The 17506-nt window shown below is 58.5% G+C and carries 15 protein-coding genes and 3 tRNA genes; 6 read left to right on the top strand and 12 right to left on the bottom strand.

Annotation, left to right across the window (positions count from 1 at the left end; genetic code table 11):
* Nucleotides 1-100: 100 nt before the first annotated feature.
* From WMP97_RS02175 to WMP97_RS02155, 5 genes are all read right to left on the bottom strand, one after another.
* On the bottom strand, nucleotides 101-739 hold the full coding sequence (locus WMP97_RS02175) for a hypothetical protein (RefSeq protein WP_200289015.1): 639 nt from the start codon (nucleotides 737-739) through the stop codon (nucleotides 101-103).
* 42 nt (nucleotides 740-781) lie between these two features.
* Nucleotides 782-1198 (bottom strand): acyl-CoA thioesterase, encoded by a 417-nt coding sequence (locus tag WMP97_RS02170; protein WP_034660154.1) that lies wholly within the window; start codon nucleotides 1196-1198, stop codon nucleotides 782-784.
* Between the two features lie 25 nt (nucleotides 1199-1223).
* Nucleotides 1224-2894, bottom strand: a complete 1671-nt coding sequence (ettA, locus tag WMP97_RS02165) for an energy-dependent translational throttle protein EttA (RefSeq protein ID WP_023020893.1) — start codon at nucleotides 2892-2894, stop codon at nucleotides 1224-1226.
* A 119-nt stretch (nucleotides 2895-3013) separates the two neighbouring features.
* Nucleotides 3014-3655: a single-stranded DNA-binding protein gene (locus tag WMP97_RS02160; protein ID WP_248099437.1), complete on the bottom strand. Its 642-nt coding sequence runs from the start codon at nucleotides 3653-3655 to the stop codon at nucleotides 3014-3016.
* Between the two features lie 182 nt (nucleotides 3656-3837).
* Entirely contained in the window at nucleotides 3838-5889 is a 2052-nt protein-coding gene (locus tag WMP97_RS02155) for a cytochrome c oxidase assembly protein (protein ID WP_248099435.1), read from the bottom strand.
* Between the two features lie 66 nt (nucleotides 5890-5955).
* Between WMP97_RS02155 and WMP97_RS02150 the strand changes: the two genes are divergently transcribed.
* From WMP97_RS02150 to cmrA, 3 genes are all read left to right on the top strand, one after another.
* On the top strand, nucleotides 5956-6873 hold the full coding sequence (locus WMP97_RS02150; protein ID WP_259825340.1) for a LysR family transcriptional regulator: 918 nt from the start codon (nucleotides 5956-5958) through the stop codon (nucleotides 6871-6873).
* Nucleotides 6874-6912: 39 nt separating this feature from the next.
* Nucleotides 6913-6986, top strand: a tRNA-Arg gene (locus tag WMP97_RS02145).
* Between the two features lie 94 nt (nucleotides 6987-7080).
* On the top strand, nucleotides 7081-7881 hold the full coding sequence (gene cmrA / locus WMP97_RS02140) for a mycolate reductase (protein WP_248099431.1): 801 nt from the start codon (nucleotides 7081-7083) through the stop codon (nucleotides 7879-7881).
* On the opposite strand, the gene WMP97_RS02135 is transcribed toward cmrA, so the two are convergent.
* On the bottom strand, nucleotides 7878-9419 hold the full coding sequence (locus WMP97_RS02135; RefSeq protein WP_248099430.1) for an alanine/glycine:cation symporter family protein: 1542 nt from the start codon (nucleotides 9417-9419) through the stop codon (nucleotides 7878-7880). The genes cmrA and WMP97_RS02135 overlap by 4 nt on opposite strands.
* Nucleotides 9420-9630: 211 nt before the next feature.
* On the opposite strand from WMP97_RS02135, the gene orn reads away from it, so the two are divergent.
* Both orn and WMP97_RS02125 read left to right on the top strand, forming a co-directional pair.
* The gene (gene orn / locus WMP97_RS02130) at nucleotides 9631-10278 is read left to right on the top strand and encodes an oligoribonuclease (protein ID WP_248099428.1); all 648 of its coding nucleotides are present in this window, start codon (nucleotides 9631-9633) and stop codon (nucleotides 10276-10278) included.
* Nucleotides 10279-10327: 49 nt separating this feature from the next.
* Nucleotides 10328-10403 (top strand) — tRNA-His (locus tag WMP97_RS02125).
* Between the two features lie 28 nt (nucleotides 10404-10431).
* Here WMP97_RS02125 and WMP97_RS02120 read toward each other — a convergent pair.
* Together WMP97_RS02120 and WMP97_RS02115 are read right to left on the bottom strand one after the other, a co-directional pair.
* Entirely contained in the window at nucleotides 10432-11388 is a 957-nt protein-coding gene (locus tag WMP97_RS02120; RefSeq protein ID WP_200288705.1) for an MsnO8 family LLM class oxidoreductase, read from the bottom strand.
* A 29-nt stretch (nucleotides 11389-11417) separates the two neighbouring features.
* On the bottom strand, nucleotides 11418-12689 hold the full coding sequence (locus tag WMP97_RS02115; protein WP_396335057.1) for a L,D-transpeptidase: 1272 nt from the start codon (nucleotides 12687-12689) through the stop codon (nucleotides 11418-11420).
* A 170-nt stretch (nucleotides 12690-12859) separates the two neighbouring features.
* Here WMP97_RS02115 and WMP97_RS02110 point away from each other — a divergent pair.
* Nucleotides 12860-12932: transfer RNA gene (locus WMP97_RS02110), tRNA-Lys, on the top strand.
* Nucleotides 12933-13110: 178 nt separating this feature from the next.
* Here the strand turns inward: WMP97_RS02110 and WMP97_RS02105 are convergent.
* From WMP97_RS02105 to WMP97_RS02090, 4 genes are all read right to left on the bottom strand, one after another.
* Nucleotides 13111-13872 carry an ABC transporter ATP-binding protein gene (locus WMP97_RS02105; RefSeq protein ID WP_340439692.1) on the bottom strand — a complete coding sequence of 254 codons (762 nt, stop codon included), beginning with the start codon at nucleotides 13870-13872 and terminating at the stop codon, nucleotides 13111-13113.
* Nucleotides 13863-14918, bottom strand: a complete 1056-nt coding sequence (locus WMP97_RS02100; protein WP_023027896.1) for a FecCD family ABC transporter permease — start codon at nucleotides 14916-14918, stop codon at nucleotides 13863-13865. Before WMP97_RS02100 ends, WMP97_RS02105 begins: the two co-directional genes overlap by 10 nt.
* Nucleotides 14918-16081 (bottom strand): ABC transporter substrate-binding protein, encoded by a 1164-nt coding sequence (locus WMP97_RS02095; protein WP_340439691.1) that lies wholly within the window; start codon nucleotides 16079-16081, stop codon nucleotides 14918-14920. The genes WMP97_RS02100 and WMP97_RS02095 overlap by 1 nt, the downstream gene beginning before the upstream one ends.
* 89 nt (nucleotides 16082-16170) lie before the next feature.
* On the bottom strand, nucleotides 16171-17448 hold the full coding sequence (locus WMP97_RS02090; protein ID WP_340432280.1) for a glutaminase: 1278 nt from the start codon (nucleotides 17446-17448) through the stop codon (nucleotides 16171-16173).
* Nucleotides 17449-17506: the final 58 nt, after the last annotated feature.

Below are 17506 nucleotides of genomic sequence, written 5' to 3'. Positions count from 1 at the left end.
ACGGACCGCTTTTCGGACAAAATCTCCAAAGCAGGGCGCGTGCGCGCCGATTCTGTTGAACAGAACCGCTACGTGGCAGGCCGGTTTTTCGCGAGCGAAGTTAGAACAGCGACAAGCGGGTGGAACGGTAGATGCTGCCAAAGGGGGCGTCGAGGCGCACCCACCTGCCTAGCTGAGCCACCCGCAGGTGCCTCGGCACATCCATCGGTGCGGAAAAACCAGGGATCAAACCCAAATTGGTGCAGGCAAAAATCATGCGCATAGGGATTTCCACCGTGGCACCTTCCCCCTCGACCGTGACAACGGTCTGATTCAGCAAGCTGGATGGCGGGCCCATGGGGCCAGAAAATTGCCGGGTCAGTTGTTGACCCTTATCGGAGAGCTCGCGCACCACGGTAACCGGCAAGGTATCGACCACGCTGTAGCCAGTGGCCGGCGGAAGCGCTCCCGGCCACGACGCATCGCGGGCAGGTCCCAAATCTAGCGTTCCGCTCGATTCTTGCTCCTTGAGCAGCTCGGCCAGGGTAGCCGCAGAAACCACTGCCCCGTCGCGGGAAACGACGCCCTGCACGCGGCGGGAGGCAACCACCTCGAAAGGTGTGGTGACAAAGACATCGACGACGTCGTCAGTCAGCTGGCGTAGCCGCACCGAAGCACCCGAATCCAAGCCAACCGCGCGCGTGACAAGGGCCCGAAGGCCAGGTCCACCGCTTCCAATTTCTAGAGTCTCGGTGACCATGCCTTCGGGCCCTGCCTTTCTCATCTTCGCTCCGTTCCGCGGTTAATTGGCCGCGGTATTTTGCAGAATATCCTTTTCCTGTTCCGTCAGCGGACGAGGAGTCTGCTGCTGACGATCAATGACTACCTGCACGCACTCCACGGTTGCCGCGACTTCACCCTGGTCATCCTTGACCTGCTGGGTAGTGGTAAACGAGGTGGTACCAATCTGCGAAATGGTAGTTTCTACCTCCACCGTAGTGGTGTCCTTAAACTCCATCGGGCGAAGGAAGTCCACATCGAGGTGGCGCACGAACGCAATGAAGTCAAGGCCTTTGGAATAGATATGTTCCTTCGCAAAGGCCAAGCGCGCTTCCTGGGCGAGCTCGATGTAGTTTGCATTCATCATGTGGCCGTACATATCAAAATCCGACCAGCGGGTTTGAATACGATACGTGTGCACACTTGGGGTTGCCATCATTCTCCTCAGTAAAGGCTTCAGCTACTTAGCGGGTCAGCTTGCGGTGGGTCACGCGAGAAGGACGGGCTGCCTCTTCACCAAGGCGGTCGACCTTATTCTTCTCATAATCGCCGAAGTTACCCTCAAACCAGAACCACTGACCTTCTTCCACATTGCCTTCCCAGGCCAAGATGTGGGTACAGGTGCGGTCTAAGAACCAGCGGTCGTGGGAAATGACCACGGCACAGCCCGGGAACTTCTCGAGCGCGTTTTCCAGCGAGCCGAGGGTTTCCACATCCAAGTCGTTGGTCGGCTCGTCAAGGAGGATCAGGTTACCGCCCTCTTTCAGGGTCAGCGCCAAGTTCAAACGGTTGCGCTCACCACCGGAGAGCACCTTGGACGGCTTTTGCTGATCCGGGCCCTTGAAGCCGAAGGCCGATAGGTAGGCACGCGAAGGCATCTCGTTTTGGCCCACGTGGATGTAGTCTAGGCCACCGGAGACGACCTCCCAGACGGTTGCCTCGGGGTCGATATTCTCACGGTTTTGGTCCACGTAGGACAGCTTGACGGTATCGCCCACCTCGACGGAACCGGCGTCCGGCTGCTCCAGGCCAACGATGGTCTTAAACAGGGTGGTCTTACCCACGCCGTTCGGGCCGATAACGCCCACGATGCCGTTGCGCGGCAAGGTGAAAGAGAGGTCCTTAATCAAGGTGCGGCCATCAAAGCCCTTCTGCAGGTCCTTGACCTCCACGACCTTATTACCCAAGCGCGGCGGGGTAGGAATCTGGATCTCTTCGAAGTCGAGCTTCTTGTACTTCTCGGCTTCTGCAGCCATCTCCTCGTAGCGCTCCAGACGGGCCTTGTTCTTGGCCTGGCGAGCCTTCGCACCGGAGCGTACCCACTCCAGCTCGTCCTTCAAGCGCTTGCGCAGCTTCGCGTCCTTCTTGCCAGCAACCTCCAAGCGCTCCTGCTTCTTATCCAGGTAGGTGGAGTAGTTGCCCTCATACGGGTAGAGCTTGCCTCGGTCAACCTCACAAATCCAACCCGCGACGTGGTCGAGGAAGTAGCGGTCGTGGGTCACGGCCAAGACAGCGCCCGGATAATCAGCCAAGTGCTTTTCCAGCCACTGCACAGACTCGGCGTCCAAGTGGTTCGTAGGCTCATCGAGCAACAACAAGTCCGGCTCGGTAAGCAGGAGCTTAGCCAGCGCTACGCGACGGCGCTCACCACCAGAAAGGTTGGTCACCGGGGCATCGGAAGGCGGGCAGCGCAAAGCTTCCATTGCCTGCTCAATCTTGGAGTCGACCTCCCATGCATCAGCAGCATCGAGCTCTTCTTGCAGCTTGCCCATTTCTTCCATGAGCTCATCGCTGTAGTTGGTGGCCATTTCTTCGGCGATCTGCTCGAAGCGCTGCTTCTTTTCAAAGATTTCGCCCAAGCCCTCTTCGACGTTGCCGCGCACGGTCTTCTCGTCGTTGAGCGGCGGCTCCTGCTGCAGGATACCCACGGTGGCGCCCGGATCTAGGAAGGCCTCGCCATTGGAAGGCTGGTCCAAGCCGGCCATAATCTTCAAAATGGAGGACTTACCGGCACCATTGGGGCCGACCACACCAATCTTGGCACCTGGGTAGAACGCCATTGTTACATCGTCAAGGATGACCTTATCGCCAATTGCCTTGCGCACGTTTTTCATCGTGTAGATGAATTCGCCCACTTTTACCCCTTTGCAAAAATTTGGGAGACGTATTTATCTACACAAACACTACATCAGAACCACCGCTCGAGTGCCTCGGGTCAGGTACGCCCGAGGCGATCAAGCCGGGGAGGAAACGCTTAAGCGTTCACTGGGGCGGATTCTGCCTCGGCAGCCTCCTCTTCCACTTCGGCGTCGAAGGCATCTTCTTCCCCACCGCGTGCAGCTGCGGCTCGTTCGGCAAGGTAGCGGTCCGCTGCGGTATCGGCAGCGGTGTCTCCCTGCCCCGCCTGCTGCGACGGCAGGCTGTGGTCCACGTCCGGTTCGATGGCGTGGTCCCCTAGCTCCGGGACCACAATATTTTCCTGGTTGTACTGCGGGACGAGGCGCTTTGTACCGATAACGTGACGGTTCAAGTCCAGGCCCACGTACTGCGCCTTAATATACGTGCGGAAATGATCGGCCCCCTGGTCATCGCGCCATTGTTCGGTAACGAGAGACCCCACGATGACTAGAGGCATGCCTTTTGCCAGGGATTTGCGCACATTGATGGCGAATTGATTCCACATCTCGACGTCGATATAAAGATGATCCACGTCACGCCACTGCGGCGCCTTGGTGTTGTGTCCTTCCGTATTGTCCACACCGGCGTCGGCATGGCGGTCCGGGATCCGGCGCGAGGAGGCGACGCGCAGCTTGGCTTTATAGGCCCCAGTGGAGGTTTTGGTCAAGATTGGGTCGCGAGTAAGGCGACCGGTCAAGGTAATTGGGTATTGGGACATGGTGCTAGAAAATCCTTTGCTGGATAGTTGAGTTGGCGAGTGTGGTTTTCCTCGCTCGTTTCCACATCCTGATACCGGCGCACAAGCCACACCATGCCGGCGACCCCAACCCTGTGAATAACTTGTTGTATCCGTCAACGAAGGACAGAGTTTGGGGAGATTTTTAAACGGTTATCCACAGGCTAGCGCCCGCGGAAGCTCGATTCATCGCCGTGTCCCATATCCTGCAGCATCGCGTTATAGCGTTCCAATTCGGCATCATCGTCCGCATCCGCCTGCATATCATGGCGGCGGGCGGTAGCACGGTCATCGCCCAGCCAATCTAGGAAGAGCTTGCCAAAGACGATGACCAGCGGGAATTGGCCAAAGCCCCACGCAATGCCGCCGCCCACGCGCTGATCTTGGAGCAGATCCTGATCCCACGGCAGGTCCAAATACTGATAGAAGTCGGCACCCAGCACGCTTTGCAGCTGCATGAGATATACACCAGCAAAAAGGTGGAACGGCATGGAAAGGAATAGCACGGCCAAGCGGAATGGGGTAGATCGACGATTGGGAAGCGGGTCCGGCCCGATGATTTCCCAAAAGTAGAAGCAGCCAGAAACGATGAACGCAAAGTTCATAATAAGGTGGCCTGCGTGTTCCGAGATGGCAAATTGATACAGGCTCGGGAACAAATACAACACGTACAGGAAAAATAGGTACTGCACGAGATTGACAAACGGATTGGTAATAAACGCGACGACCTTAGATTGGGTGGCCGCCAGCGCATAGTCATGCAGGCTCGGCTGACCCTTCGGCCCAGGCTCAAAGGCCTCCATAAGCAGGGTCAGTGGCGCACCAAGGACGAGCAGAAGCGGTACCGCCATCGACAAAATCATATGTACCAACATGTGCATCGAGTACATCGCTGGCATATAAAGTCCCAGGCCGGTAGACATCACGAGGGTCATACCCAACGCGCCGCTCATAAACCATGCAGTACGTCCCTTGTTCCACGTCAGGCCACGCTTATGCACGCGGTAGACGCAGTAGCCATACGCCGCGGCCAAGAGCAGGCCAATGGTGCCGAACATGATGTCAAAGCGGAACATAGTCCACACGTTGAGCACCGTGGGCTTTTCAAAGAGCTCATAGCCCATCAAAATCTGCATCGAGTTGAGGTTCGGATCGCGCGGCGCTGGGGGCACGGTGCGCCCCAGCGTAATGGCCACGCCAATGGTGCCGGCCATAACCGCTACTTCCACAATGGCGATACGGATAAAAAGGCGCGAATCCTTGCCCAGCTGCGGGATGGTGAGCTCGCGGTGAGCAAGGCCGAAGATTCCCAGCAAAATCGTGAGTACGAACTTAGTGATCAAGATGATGCCGTAGGCAGAATCCACCAAATCGGAGATATTCATGCGGATGAGGGTGTTGATCAAGCCCGATACTGCCAGCACCACAATGGCCATGAAGGCAATGCCGGAGTAACGCTTTACCGCAAAGGCGAGATTGGGGCCAAGGCGCCGACCATGGGCGATTAGCGCCATGAGCCCGCCTACCCACAGCATGACAAAGACCAAGTGCCACAGGAGCGAATTGGTGCCATAGTCGTGGTCACCACCAGCCGCGGAATGGCCTTCCATGCCGATGGGCACAACCTGCAAGATGGACAAGAAAAGCAGCACCGGCTGCATCGACCAGCCGCGACCGCACAGGCCAAGAACGCCCACGACAAGGGCGATGAGTACGGAGATTCCCCACACAATGGTGGTAGAAATTTCCGTCAACGCCATCTTCATAGTGGAAGGTTCAAATACCTGAAAAAATGGCGCTCCGGTGAGATCGGACATAATGAGCGGAATTTCCACTAGCCCCACGGCCGCCACACCAAAGGAAGCCCAGGTACCTGTGCGCGCGGCGATGTGGCCGTCGACGGACAAGGGGGCGTCGATAAGCGCAGCGTGGTCTCCACGCGGAGCAATGAGGAACGACGAGGCGAGGAACGAGCCGATGGACAAAGCCATGAGTATCCAAGCCAAGCCGCGAAAGAGCGGCAGGCCAAAGGTGGTAATGCGGCCGGGGTCTGGAATTCCCAGGGCCGCTAGGGAATCGGCGAGGAGGAACAGGGAAATGAAACCAGCGATCAAGCCAGCAATAAGCATCGCTGCGACATAAATTCCCCAGGAAGAACGAGGTTTCTTCCCCGCCTTATTTACACTGTTAACCTGCTCATTTGCCATAGTGCGCATTGTATAGCGCAACCTAGTTCCCCACCTAACACACATTTTGTCTTTACATGTGCCATGATGGAGCTTATGGACACCCGTCAACTTCTTTATTTTCGCGCCGTTGTAGACAATGGCTCTTTCACGCACGCTGCCGAGTCCCTCGACATGACCCAGCCGTCCCTGAGCCTTTCCATACGAAAGCTAGAAAAGGAACTTAATGCCCAGCTCCTTTCGCGCGGGCGCTCCGGCGTCTCCACCACGGAGGCCGGCGATTATGTCTATGAAACGGCCGTCAAGGTTGACGCTTTACTGAACGAAACCCAGCGCCATATCAGCGAAATCACCGGCGACAAGGCCAGCACCGTTTCCCTCGCCTCCGCCCCCATTTTGAACTGGGAATTTACCCCTTCCGCCCTGGCCGAACTGAAGCGGATTTACCCCACTGCCACTATCTCGCTGGACGACGCCGCGCCGGCCACCGCCATCAAACGCCTGCTGGATGGCCAGGTAGACCTAGCGCTTTTGCCGACATCCGACCCAAAAGCCTTCCTCCGCCGCTACGCCCACGAGCTCACCATCCACCAGGTGGCCACGTTTGATTACTCCGTCGCCCTACCCCAACGCCTTGCAGGGCTAGACTCTCCCGTCTCGCTCGCGGACCTGCGCGGCGAAACCTGGCTCATTCCGCCGCGCAGCCGCGAGCTTCCTGAGCTAGCAGAGTTCTATAGCGACCTGTGGAATAGCCGCCCTGGCCTCAAGCCAGAAAGGACCCAGGAGGTAGCCAGCCTCAATAGCGCCATTCCCATGGTCTCCAGTGGCCTAGGCGTAAGTATCGTGCCCAATTGCGCGCCTGCTGTGCAGCCACAGGGCATTATCAACCGCCCAATTTCCGATGAGCTGCCGCACTACTACGCCATCGTGGCCTACCGCACGGATCGCGAGCTGACCGCTGCCGCCCAAGACTTGGTGGACATCCTGCGCGCCCCGCAGCGCACCCTGGCTTAGGTTTCCCCGCCGTCGTGGGCTACTATAAGTGGGTCATAAGCCCCCATAGCTCAGTGGATTAGAGCAGTGGGTTTCTACCCCATGTGTCGCGGGTTCGAATCCTGCTGGGGGCACCGTGTGAAGCCTTGAGGCGCCGAGTTTCTCGCCGCTTCAAGGCTTTTTGTTTACGCTAGGTCTCACCATGCCCCACCCCGGAAAGGATTAACCATGTCACTTCCCGCCCCCTCCCGCACCTCCTATGCCCTCGTCACGGGAGCCAGCCAAGGCATCGGCAAAGCCATGGCACAGGATTTCGCTGCCCTGGGTTATAACGTCATCCTCGTGGCCCGCCGCCGCGAGTTACTGGAGTCCATCGCTACGGAGCTCAAGCAGCGCCACAATATTGACGCCATCGCCCTACCGGCGGATCTCGCCGTGGCTGACGACGTCGCCCGCGTAACCGACACCATCGCCACCCACGAGGTGTCGATCCTGGTTAATTCCGCCGGCATCGCCAGCTTCGGCCCCTTCATGGACCAGGACTGGTCCTATGAGACAACCCAGTTTGAGCTGAACGGCACTGCCGTCCACCGTCTTACGCGGGCTGCCTTGGAGCGGATGCTGCCGCGCCGCAGCGGCGCCATTTGCAATGTCGGCTCTGCCGCGGGCAATATCCCCATCCCCAATAACGCCACTTATGTCTTCACCAAGGCCGGCGTTAATGCGTTTACAGAGGCCCTGCACTACGAGCTGAAGGGCACCGGGGTCTCTTGCACCCTGCTTGCCCCCGGCCCCGTGCGCGAGGCCACCATCGCCGAAGAAGACCAATCAATCGTGGACAAGGTAGTTCCAGATTTTTTGTGGACCACCTATGAGTCTTGCTCCCAAGAAACAATTGCAGCGATGCGCCGCAACCAGCGCCGCGTGGTGCCAGGGCCCTTGTCGAAGGCTATGAATACCCTCAGCCAAGTGCTGCCCACCCCGGTAATTGCACCGCTGGTGGGCAGCTTCTACGCCAAGATGGGCTAAGCCCCGGCGTCTTCTAGATCCTTGTTTTTGAGCACGCTGTCCTCGCCGCGTGCTCGCTTGCGCTCTACCCAGAAGTCTGCATTCTTGATTCCCAAGGCCTCCGGGTCGAACTGCGGATCTTTGCCAGCCTTCTTCTGCTTCTCATAGTCTTTGAGTGCCTTGATGGCAGGAACCTGGAGGAAGAGGATGGCAATGATATTAAGCCATGCCGTCGTGCCAACGCCGATATCACCGAGCGCCCACGCCGCCCCCGGGCTGGTGGTAGCACCGACGATGACGGAGACAATAATCAGCGCGCGCAGCACCCAAATCAGGCCACGGCGAGCAGCGCGGGAGCGTACCCACCGGTTGAAATAGGTCAGGTTAACCTCGGACATGTAGTAGTACGCTAGGACCGTCGTAAAGGCGAAAAAGGCAATGGAGACCGCGATGAAGGTGGGTCCCCATCCTGCAAAGACGCTATCGAGACCGGACTGCACGTAGCCAGGCCCAACCTCAACACCTTCTGGCAGCGAACCGTGGTAGACCATTTCACCATCCTCGGAGCTACCGCGGAAGACGGTGTACATATCCGTAGAAATGATCATGAACGCGGTAGCCGAACAGACAAAGAGCGTATCGACGTAGACCGCAAAGGACTGCACGAAGCCCTGCTTAGCTGGGTGGGAAACCTCAGCGGCTGCAGCGGACTGCGGACCGGTGCCTTGACCGGCCTCATTGGAGTAGATGCCGCGCTTTACGCCCCACATGATGGCCGCGCCGAGCATGCCGGAGAAGCCGGCTTCCATATTGAAAGCAGATTTGAAGATAAGCCCGAAGACCTCTGGAATCTGCGAGAAGTTCATGCACATGACCACCACAGAAATCACAATGTAGATAACCGCCATAAAGGGCACGACGATGGTGGCGAAGTTCGCAATACGCTTCACGCCACCGATAATGATGATGGCCAAAATGCCCGCCAGGACAACGGCCGCCCAGGTAGAGTTCACGCCCCACGCGGTATCGGCCGCGGCAGCTACCGCGTTTGCCTGAATTGCGGGAAGGAAGTAGCTGGTTGCCAGGATCATGGCGACGGCAAAGACGATTCCGTAGACCACCATGAAGGGTGCGGCTTTAGTGTGCTTGTAGGCCTTCTCGATGTAGTACGCAGGCCCTCCGCGGTATTCGCCGGTGTCTTGGTCCTTTTCCTTGTAGATCTGGGCCAACGTACATTCGATAAACGAGGTGGACGAGCCGAGTAGCGCTACGGCCCACATCCAGAACACGGCACCAGGTCCACCGAAGGCAATGGCCGTGGCCACGCCGGCGATATTACCCACACCCACGCGGCCAGATAACGAAACCATCAAGGACTGGAAGGAAGAAACGCCGTCTGCGGATTTTTCTCCGTTGACGATCTGCTTGAGCATGTCCGGAATGCAGCGCACCTGCAAAACGCGTGTCACCACGGTGAAATAAATACCCGCGCCGAGGCATAAAAACACCAAGACGGGGGACCAAATTACGGTATTGAGGGCATCGAGGAAGTTTGCCATCTGGTCTCTCCTAAGTCTGTCGCACCTCCCGAATGAAGAGCGATAACCCAGAGTATGCCCTAACTCACACTAGTATATGAGGCAAATCACCAATTGTTTTTATGCAGGATGGAAACACACTCGCGGGAAGGCCGCCCTCCCCAGTGGCAATCACCCCTCCAGAACAACCCCGCCCGTACCCCATCTAGGGGTAAAAGGAGGCGGGAGTAGAATGGGCTGCATGCCACATTCCGACATTGCCGCAAAGCACGACCGCCTCGTTTGGATCGATTTGGAAATGACCGGCCTGGACCCCGAGCGCCATGTCATCGTCGAGGTCGCCGCCGTCATCACCGATGGCAATCTCAACATCCTGGGAGAGGGCATCGATCTGGTCGTCCACGCCACCGAGGAGGAGCTGGCACAGATGGATTCCTTCGTCACCGAGATGCATGCCAATTCCGGGTTGGATAAAGAAATCCGCGAGTCCACCACCTCCATCGGCGAGGCCGAAGATGCCGTACTTGCGCTCATCAACGAGTACTGCGATCCGGAGCACCCCGCTCCCCTGGCCGGCAATTCCATTGCGACCGATCGCACGTTCATCCGCACCTATATGCCACGGCTTGATAGTGCCCTGCCCTACCGCATGATCGACGTGTCCACCATCAAGGAGCTTGCCCGCCGCTGGCACCCGCGCGCCTATTTCAACCAGCCCGATAAAGGCATGGCCCACCGCGCACTGCAGGACATCATCGAATCCATCCGCGAGCTAGACTTCTACCGCCGCAGCGTCTTCCGCACCGATGAGGGCCCCACCTCCCCCGAGGCGGAGCAGATTAAGGCCGAAACTACCGCAGATTACCAGGCGTTTTTGTAATTTAGGCGGCGTGAGTTAACCTATATCTCGTTGCTTTCACGCAGCGATGGTGGCTGTAGTTCAGCTGGTAGAGCACCAGGTTGTGATCCTGGGTGTCGCGGGTTCGAGTCCCGTCAGCCACCCCAAGTGCCCGAGCCTCGCGCTCGGGCTTTTTCAGTTTTCTACCTGCATGCTCGCCAGCAGCTCCTCCGAACGAGCCCGGCCAGCAACATCTGGCATATCTCCGGTGACCACAAACTCACTAACGCCTAGCCGCTTGCCGACGCCCCTTAGTTCCTCCCTCACTTCCTCCACCGTTCCCCAAACGTCATGGGCCAACGCCTCCTCAATGCGCCGTCGCTGCTGCCCCGTGAGGGCATCCATGTCCAGCTCGCCCGCCGGCCGCAAGGTCGCGAACTCGCCGGTCGATTGCGCTCGCACCTTCGCATAGGCTTCCGGCAACAAGAGATCACGGGCGGCCGCGGACGTCTCGGCAACGGCGATATTGAGCGAAGAGATAATAGGCGGGGCGTCGGCAAGCGCATGTTCGCGATACACTCGCGCAGCGGCCTCCTGCGTGGCTACAGGACCGCCCAGAATGACACCAAGTCCCAACTTTGCCGCCACCATTGCCGAGCGAAAGCCCGCCAAAACATAGAGCGGGGTGCCCCTATACTCAGGCCTGACCGTCACCGCCTCTTCGCCGCGCAGGTAGCGCAAGAGCGTGGCTAGCTCCGTCTCGAAGCGCTGCTTCACCTCGGCCGGCTCCCCCTGGCGCAGCGCCTTTCGCACCGGCGCGGTAAACCCGACGGAGGAGCCAATCCCTATATCAATGCGCCCGGGATACAGCGCCTCGAGGAGATTAATCTGCTCGGCCACCAGAAACGGCGGGTGATTGAGCAACATAATGCCGGCCGTGCCCACCCGAATGCGCTGCGTCTGTGCCGCAACGTGCGCCGCGAGCATCCCCGGCTGCCCCGCTGGTATTCCCGGCACACCGTGATGTTCGGCCACTAGAAAGCGCTGAAACCCTAACTTCTCTACGTGCCGGGCGTGTTCGGCCACCTGATCCAGTGGGCCGGCTGCCCCGCGGTCCAAAACAGAAAAGCGCATGGCCACCACTGTAGCCATGCGCTTGTGCCTTGCGCGGCCCCTAGCCGCTACTGATTAGCGTCCGTGTTACCTTTAGACCACTCGTCCCAGGACATATTCCAGTCACCGAGACCGTCCAACGCATTAAGCGTCTCGCCGTAGGTGTTGAATACCCGCACCACGTCGCCACGCTTCATCGTCTCCTGGAACCACTGCGCAGCCTCCGGCGTCACGTTGACGCAACCGTGGGACGTATTGGTATTGCCCTGCGCCCACACGGACCACGGAGCGGAGTGGACATAGATGCCGGAATAAGACATTTGCGTAGCCCAGTCCACGGTCGTGCGGTAGCCGCCCGCGTCATGGGCTAGGCCAAAGGTCTCCGAGTCCATGACTAGCTGCGGGTGCTCATCGCCGATAACGTAGCGGCCATTGGGCGTATCGTACTGATAATCGCGGCCAAGCGAGACCGGGATGGCACGCAAGAACTTCTTATTCTTAAAGACCTTCATCGTCTTGGTGGCGTTATCAATAATGGCCACCGTGCGGTCACCGATGGTGAAATTCGTCTTGGCGTTTTCACCGCCATAGATTCCCCCACCTAGGTCCTTGCCATACTGGTCCACCTTTACTTCAACCTTAGTGCCCGGCTCCCAGTAATCCTTCGGACGCCAGCGCACCTCCTGGTTATTGACCCAGTGGAAAGCGCCTTCCACCTTGGGGTTAGTGCTCACAGTAATGGTCTTTTCAGCCGCCTTCCGGTCCGTAATTGGCACACCGAAATTCACCCCAATAACCTGACCGACGCCGACTTCAGAATCCGGGATAGGGGAAAGCGAGACTTCGGCAACACCCGCTGCTTGCGGGGTGGAAAAACTGAGGCTCTTCTTGTTGCCATCTACATCGGAGGCCACGATGGAATAAGTGTGGTTATAGCCCAAGTCCTCCGCAGTAGACCACGTCTTGGCGTCTTTAGAGAGCTTTTCTTTAACTTCCACGCCCATTTCATTGGTCATGGTGACGCTCTTGAGCTTGCCCGTGGTCTCCACGGTGACTGGCTTGGACGGATCTACATCCGTCGCCCCGTCCTTTACGGAGGCTACAAGGCCGTCTTTCTTTTTGTCGGACTCTTTGCCGCCGTCCTTGTCTCCATCCGCATGTGCGGCGGCGGTGGATTCTTGGTCGGCAGCCTGATTCTCGGCTGAGGAATCAGAGGAGCAGGAGGCGGCGGCTAGGGAAATGCACGCAACGCCCACGGCCGCTACGAGACGGCGCGCGATAGGGAGGGAATTTTTCACTGAGTTGCCCTTAGACACGTAATTGCTGCTTTCAAAGACCAACATAGATTAGCGTCTCCCTCCGCCAATTACCAGAAGCCACTTCAGGCATTAACCAATTTGTTATACACCCTTCAAAAACCGCTTTGACCAGGCGATTTTACACTTTTAAAGAATGGCTGCTAGAGTATCTACTCGTTGCACAGAGAGCCACACGGCAGGAAGTCAACAATGCGCCATTAGCTCAATTGGCAGAGCAACTGACTCTTAATCAGTGGGTTCGGGGTTCGATTCCCTGATGGCGCACAATACGAATCTCGAGGCGTTGTTCTTAGAACGGCACCTCGAGATTTTTCTTTTTATGAGCCAGTCCTTGTCACCGCGCCGCACATGACTTATGTGCTCACGGCGCCAAGAAACCAGATGCCTGATGGCTCACCACTAAAACTAATAAAAATAGGCCGGGCGATTACCCGGCCTTGTGCTATCTCACCCGCAACGGGGCAATGAGTGGAGCGCCGCCATGCTGGACGACGTCCGCCTCTACCCCATACACGCCTTCCACGAGCTCCCCCGTGAGAACGTCCGCAGGGCTACCTTGAGCACGAATATGACCCTTTTTAAGCACCACCAGCTGGTCACACATGCGCGCGGCCAGGTTGATGTCATGGATGGCCACAAGTCCCAGGCTGCCATCGCGCTGCGCTTTGGCACGGACCTCATCCAAGACAAAGATCTGGTGATGGAGGTCGAGGGCGGACGTGGGTTCGTCGAGAAGTATGAGGCCTGGATTGCCCACCAGCATCTGTGCCACCGCCACAAGCTGACGCTGGCCACCAGAGAGCTCATTGAGGTAGCGCGAAGCAATCGCGTCCAGCCCCAAGGAGTGCAGCACCTCACCCGTGCGTGTAATCGGGTCTTCGCAGGCCTCTCGGCGCGCGGAAATCAGCACGGCTTCAAAGGCCCGCAGCGCGGCCGTGCTCGTAAGGTCCTGTGGCACGTAGCCGATAAGCTGGCGGCGTCGCTTGCCGCGCGGGGCCGTGCCATCGACGCGGAAATCCACGTCTCCGTCGCAACCGCGGTGCACGCCGGCCAGGGACTTAATGAGCGTGGTCTTGCCGGAGGCATTCGGCCCCAACAATCCCACCAGCTGCCCGCCGTGGAGTTTTTCCACATCCACAGACTCCAGCACGCGGTGCTTGCCATAGGCCGCACTCAGCCCGGAAATAGTCAGTTCTACGTCCACAGGGCCCTCCTTCGGGTCATAACGATGGCAATGAAGAATGGCACGCCCAGAAGCGAAGTAACAATGCCAATAGGAATAGCCAGGCCCGGCTTAATCATCAGACTCACCGCATGCGCGGCACACATCACGGCCGCGCCCGCCGCCATGGAGGCCGGCAAGAAGTAGCGCTGGTCCTCGCCCACCAGCATGCGGGCGATGTGCGGGCCCACCAAGCCAATGAAGCCGATGATGCCTGCGAAGGCCACGGTGGTCGCCGCAACGAGCGAAACTACGATGAGCACTACAACGCGCAGACGGGAGGTATTGATTCCCATGGCGGTAGCGCGGGCGTCGCCAAGCCGCAAGGCAGTAAGGCGCCAGCCCAGCGCCCATAGGATGGGCAGGGCGATAATCAGCACGGCGGCCAGTACGCCGTTGGCCGCCCAATTGGCGCGGGTAAGTGAGCCCATGGACCAAAAGACGATCTGTTGCAGCGCTTCGGCCGAGGACTGGTACTGAATGAGCGCCAGCATAGCTTGGAAGAAGAACACCAAGCCGATGCCCAACAGCACCATGGTCTCCGCCTTCGCGCCGCGGATAACGGCCGCGATAACAATAATGGCCGTAGCCACCGCGGCAGCAAGCCACGCCATCAGCGCCAGGTTGAACTGCGGCTGCGCAATCAGCTGCCACTTGAGCACGATGGAGGTGGCGCCGCCAAACGCGGCGGCCGCAGAAATGCCGAGGGTAAAAGGCTCAGCCAGCGGGTTATTGAGGATGGTCTGCATCTCCGCGCCAGCCAAAGACAGGGCCGTGCCGATGAGCACGGCCATCACGGCCATGGGCAGGCGCAGCTGCCACAGCACCGTGCGCGTCTGGTCATCCAGCCCCGCGGGATTCACGATGCCCTTCATGACCTCGGCCGGGCTGATATCAATCGCGCCCACAAAGTTGCTGATAATAAAGGCCACGGCCGCAATCAGCGTCAGGCCCGCAACGATGCCGATGCGTTGCCAGGTTAACTTCTTATGTTGCCGCGCGAGGGCGGCTACCTCTGCGCCCTGCATTAGTTGGTGCTAAAGAAGGTTCCCTCGCCGGAGACCGGCGAGTACTTTTCTTGCGCATCCATCCACTGCTTGGCGACGTCCATATCGGCATACGCCTCCGGGTCGATCCACTCCGCCACCTGCAGCAGTGCCAGGTAGTTAAACGGCGAATCATAGAACTGGTGCCACATGCTGTGCAGGTGGTGCTCCTTAACCGCACGCAGCTTATCGAAGCCAGCCTGCTTCTCCGGCAGCTTCGCGATGCTGCCCTTGGCTTCCTTTTCATCAATGCCGTAGCCCACTGCAGCGTATCCGACAGGGTGGCCTTCATCGTCCTTCATCTCGGACCAATCGCCACCGGTGGCGATGATCATATCCGGGTCAGATTCCAGGACCTTTTCCGGGGTGATTGTGCCGGACTCGCCCGGAATGACTTTATCGCCGATATTCTCGCCGCCGGCCGCGTTGACCAGCTGGGAGATATTGGAATCGTTCCACGAACCGCAGCAATCGGAGACACCTGCTGCTCTCCAAACGAAGGTCTTTGGTTTATCTTTTACCTTCTCTGCGCGGTCTTCAACCAGATCCACCGTCTCTTGCCAATCCGCGTTGAATTCCTCAGCGCGATCCTCTTGGCCAAAGATCTCGCCGAAGATGTCCATAGTCTTTGGCGTATTCTCCAGCGGGTCGCGGCGGAAGTCGGTGACTGCATACTTCAAACCAGCCTGGTCCATCTTGTCGGTCAGGCCCGCTTCGCGGGAGGCATCGTATTGATCCAGCGAGAGCACAATGAGCTCCGGGTCTAGGCTCACGAGTTTTTCCACGGTCACATCGCCCTTGGCAAAGCCGCCAATCTCTGGAACCTCGTTTACGGACGGCAGTTCCTTTTCCAGCGCCTTGTAGTAATCCGGCACGTTCTGCTTGAGATCTGTACCGATGCCAACGACCTTGTCCAGTGGATTATCGGGGTCGAGTACACCGGTGGCAAAAATCGATCGACCCTCCCCCAAAATCACGCGATCGGGAGCCTTATCTAGTTCCACGTCACGGCCAGTGATATCAGTAAAAGAGAAGGCAGCATCGTCGCTTGCTCCGCCGGTTACTTCCTCGGCCGCACCGCAGCCGACCAGCGCCATTGCCGACGCCGCCACAACCGCCATCACCTTAAGGGGAGTATGAGCCATTTTTAGTCCTTGGTCGTTGGATGCCCCGCGGCTAACGCGAAGGGCCTTACATAGGACATCCTAACCTGATTAAGTAAGGTAACCCAAACCTAAACGGGTTCACCGTTGATCGCATAGTCTTCCGGCTCGCCCTTGGGCACCTCGGTGCCGTCCGACATGGTGCGATCTTCCAGCTCTCCATCCGGATCCACGATGGCGATATCGAAGCCGGACTCGCGAATTCGGCGCAGCCCCTCTTTCAGCATGCGCCGGCCCATGCGGTTCGTACCGGTGATATGCGATAGCTCGAGCACCACCGTGCCTTCGCCAAAATCCGACTCCATCAGCTCGTACAAGATGGTCTCGGCCGCGTTGAAGTTAATCAGGCCCTGCAGATAGATGACGGTCAGCTCGGCATCCTGCTCCACCTTGCGCACTGGGTTCACGCCATAGCGCTCATCCGTAGACATTAGGTGCAGGCCCATATCCTTCGACAACAACTTAAACGCATCCACCCCGCGCACCGAGTTGCCCTCCTTGTTCAGCCGCGGCGAGAACGTCGCCACACCCAGCTGGCCGGGCAGCGTGCCCAAGAGGCCACCTGAAACACCCGACTTCGCCGGGATTCCCACCTCGGCCATCCACCGGCCGGCGCCGTCGTACATGCCGGCCGAGCTCATCACTGACAGCGTCAGTCGGCACACGTCCGCATCCAAAATCTTGTCTCCCGTTACCGGCTGCACCCCACCATTGGCCAGAGTTGCCGACATCACGGCCAAGTCCCGCACCGTCACCACAATCGAACACTGCTCGATATACGTCGAGACCGCATCGTGTGCCTCGTCCTGGATGATGTCGTAATTGCGCAGCATGTGCGCTAGCGAAAGGTTGCGTTCGCTGACATCGAGCTCGGAGGAGCGCATGGCGTCGTCGATAAGCAAGTCGCGGCCTGCCAACCGGGAGAAATAGGTGCGCAGCCGCTCCACGCGCGCGGCCGGCTCCGAATCCACGCCATTAATCAACTGCGTGACCGCAATCGCGCCCGCATTGATCATGGGGTTGACCGGCCGGTGGTCATCACGGTTGAGCGAAAGCTCATTGAAAGCCTCCCCCGAAGGCTCCATGCCCACTATCTCACGCACCGCGGAAAGGCCGAGCTCCTGCAGCGCCAGCGCGTAAACAAACGGTTTAGACAGGGATTGCAGGGTAAATTCCACCTCATCATCGCCCGCAGAATATACGTGGCCGGTGGTGGTGCACATCGCGGCGCCGAGGTACTCGGGCTCCGCCTTAGCCAACTCCGGAATATAATCCGCCACGGTGCCGTCGCGATTATCGCGCACTTTATTGAGGATTTCCTGCAAATAAAAAGGGATTGGTGTCTTCATCCCAACCCAGCCTACGAAAAAAGTCCCCGCGGTGTGCGGGGACTTCCTTAATTAGTAA

This window comes from Corynebacterium sp. KPL4072, from assembly GCF_037908395.1.
GTDB classification, from domain to species: Bacteria; Actinomycetota; Actinomycetes; order Mycobacteriales; family Mycobacteriaceae; genus Corynebacterium; species Corynebacterium kefirresidentii.
This window is presented reverse-complemented; position numbering and strand designations above follow the sequence as displayed.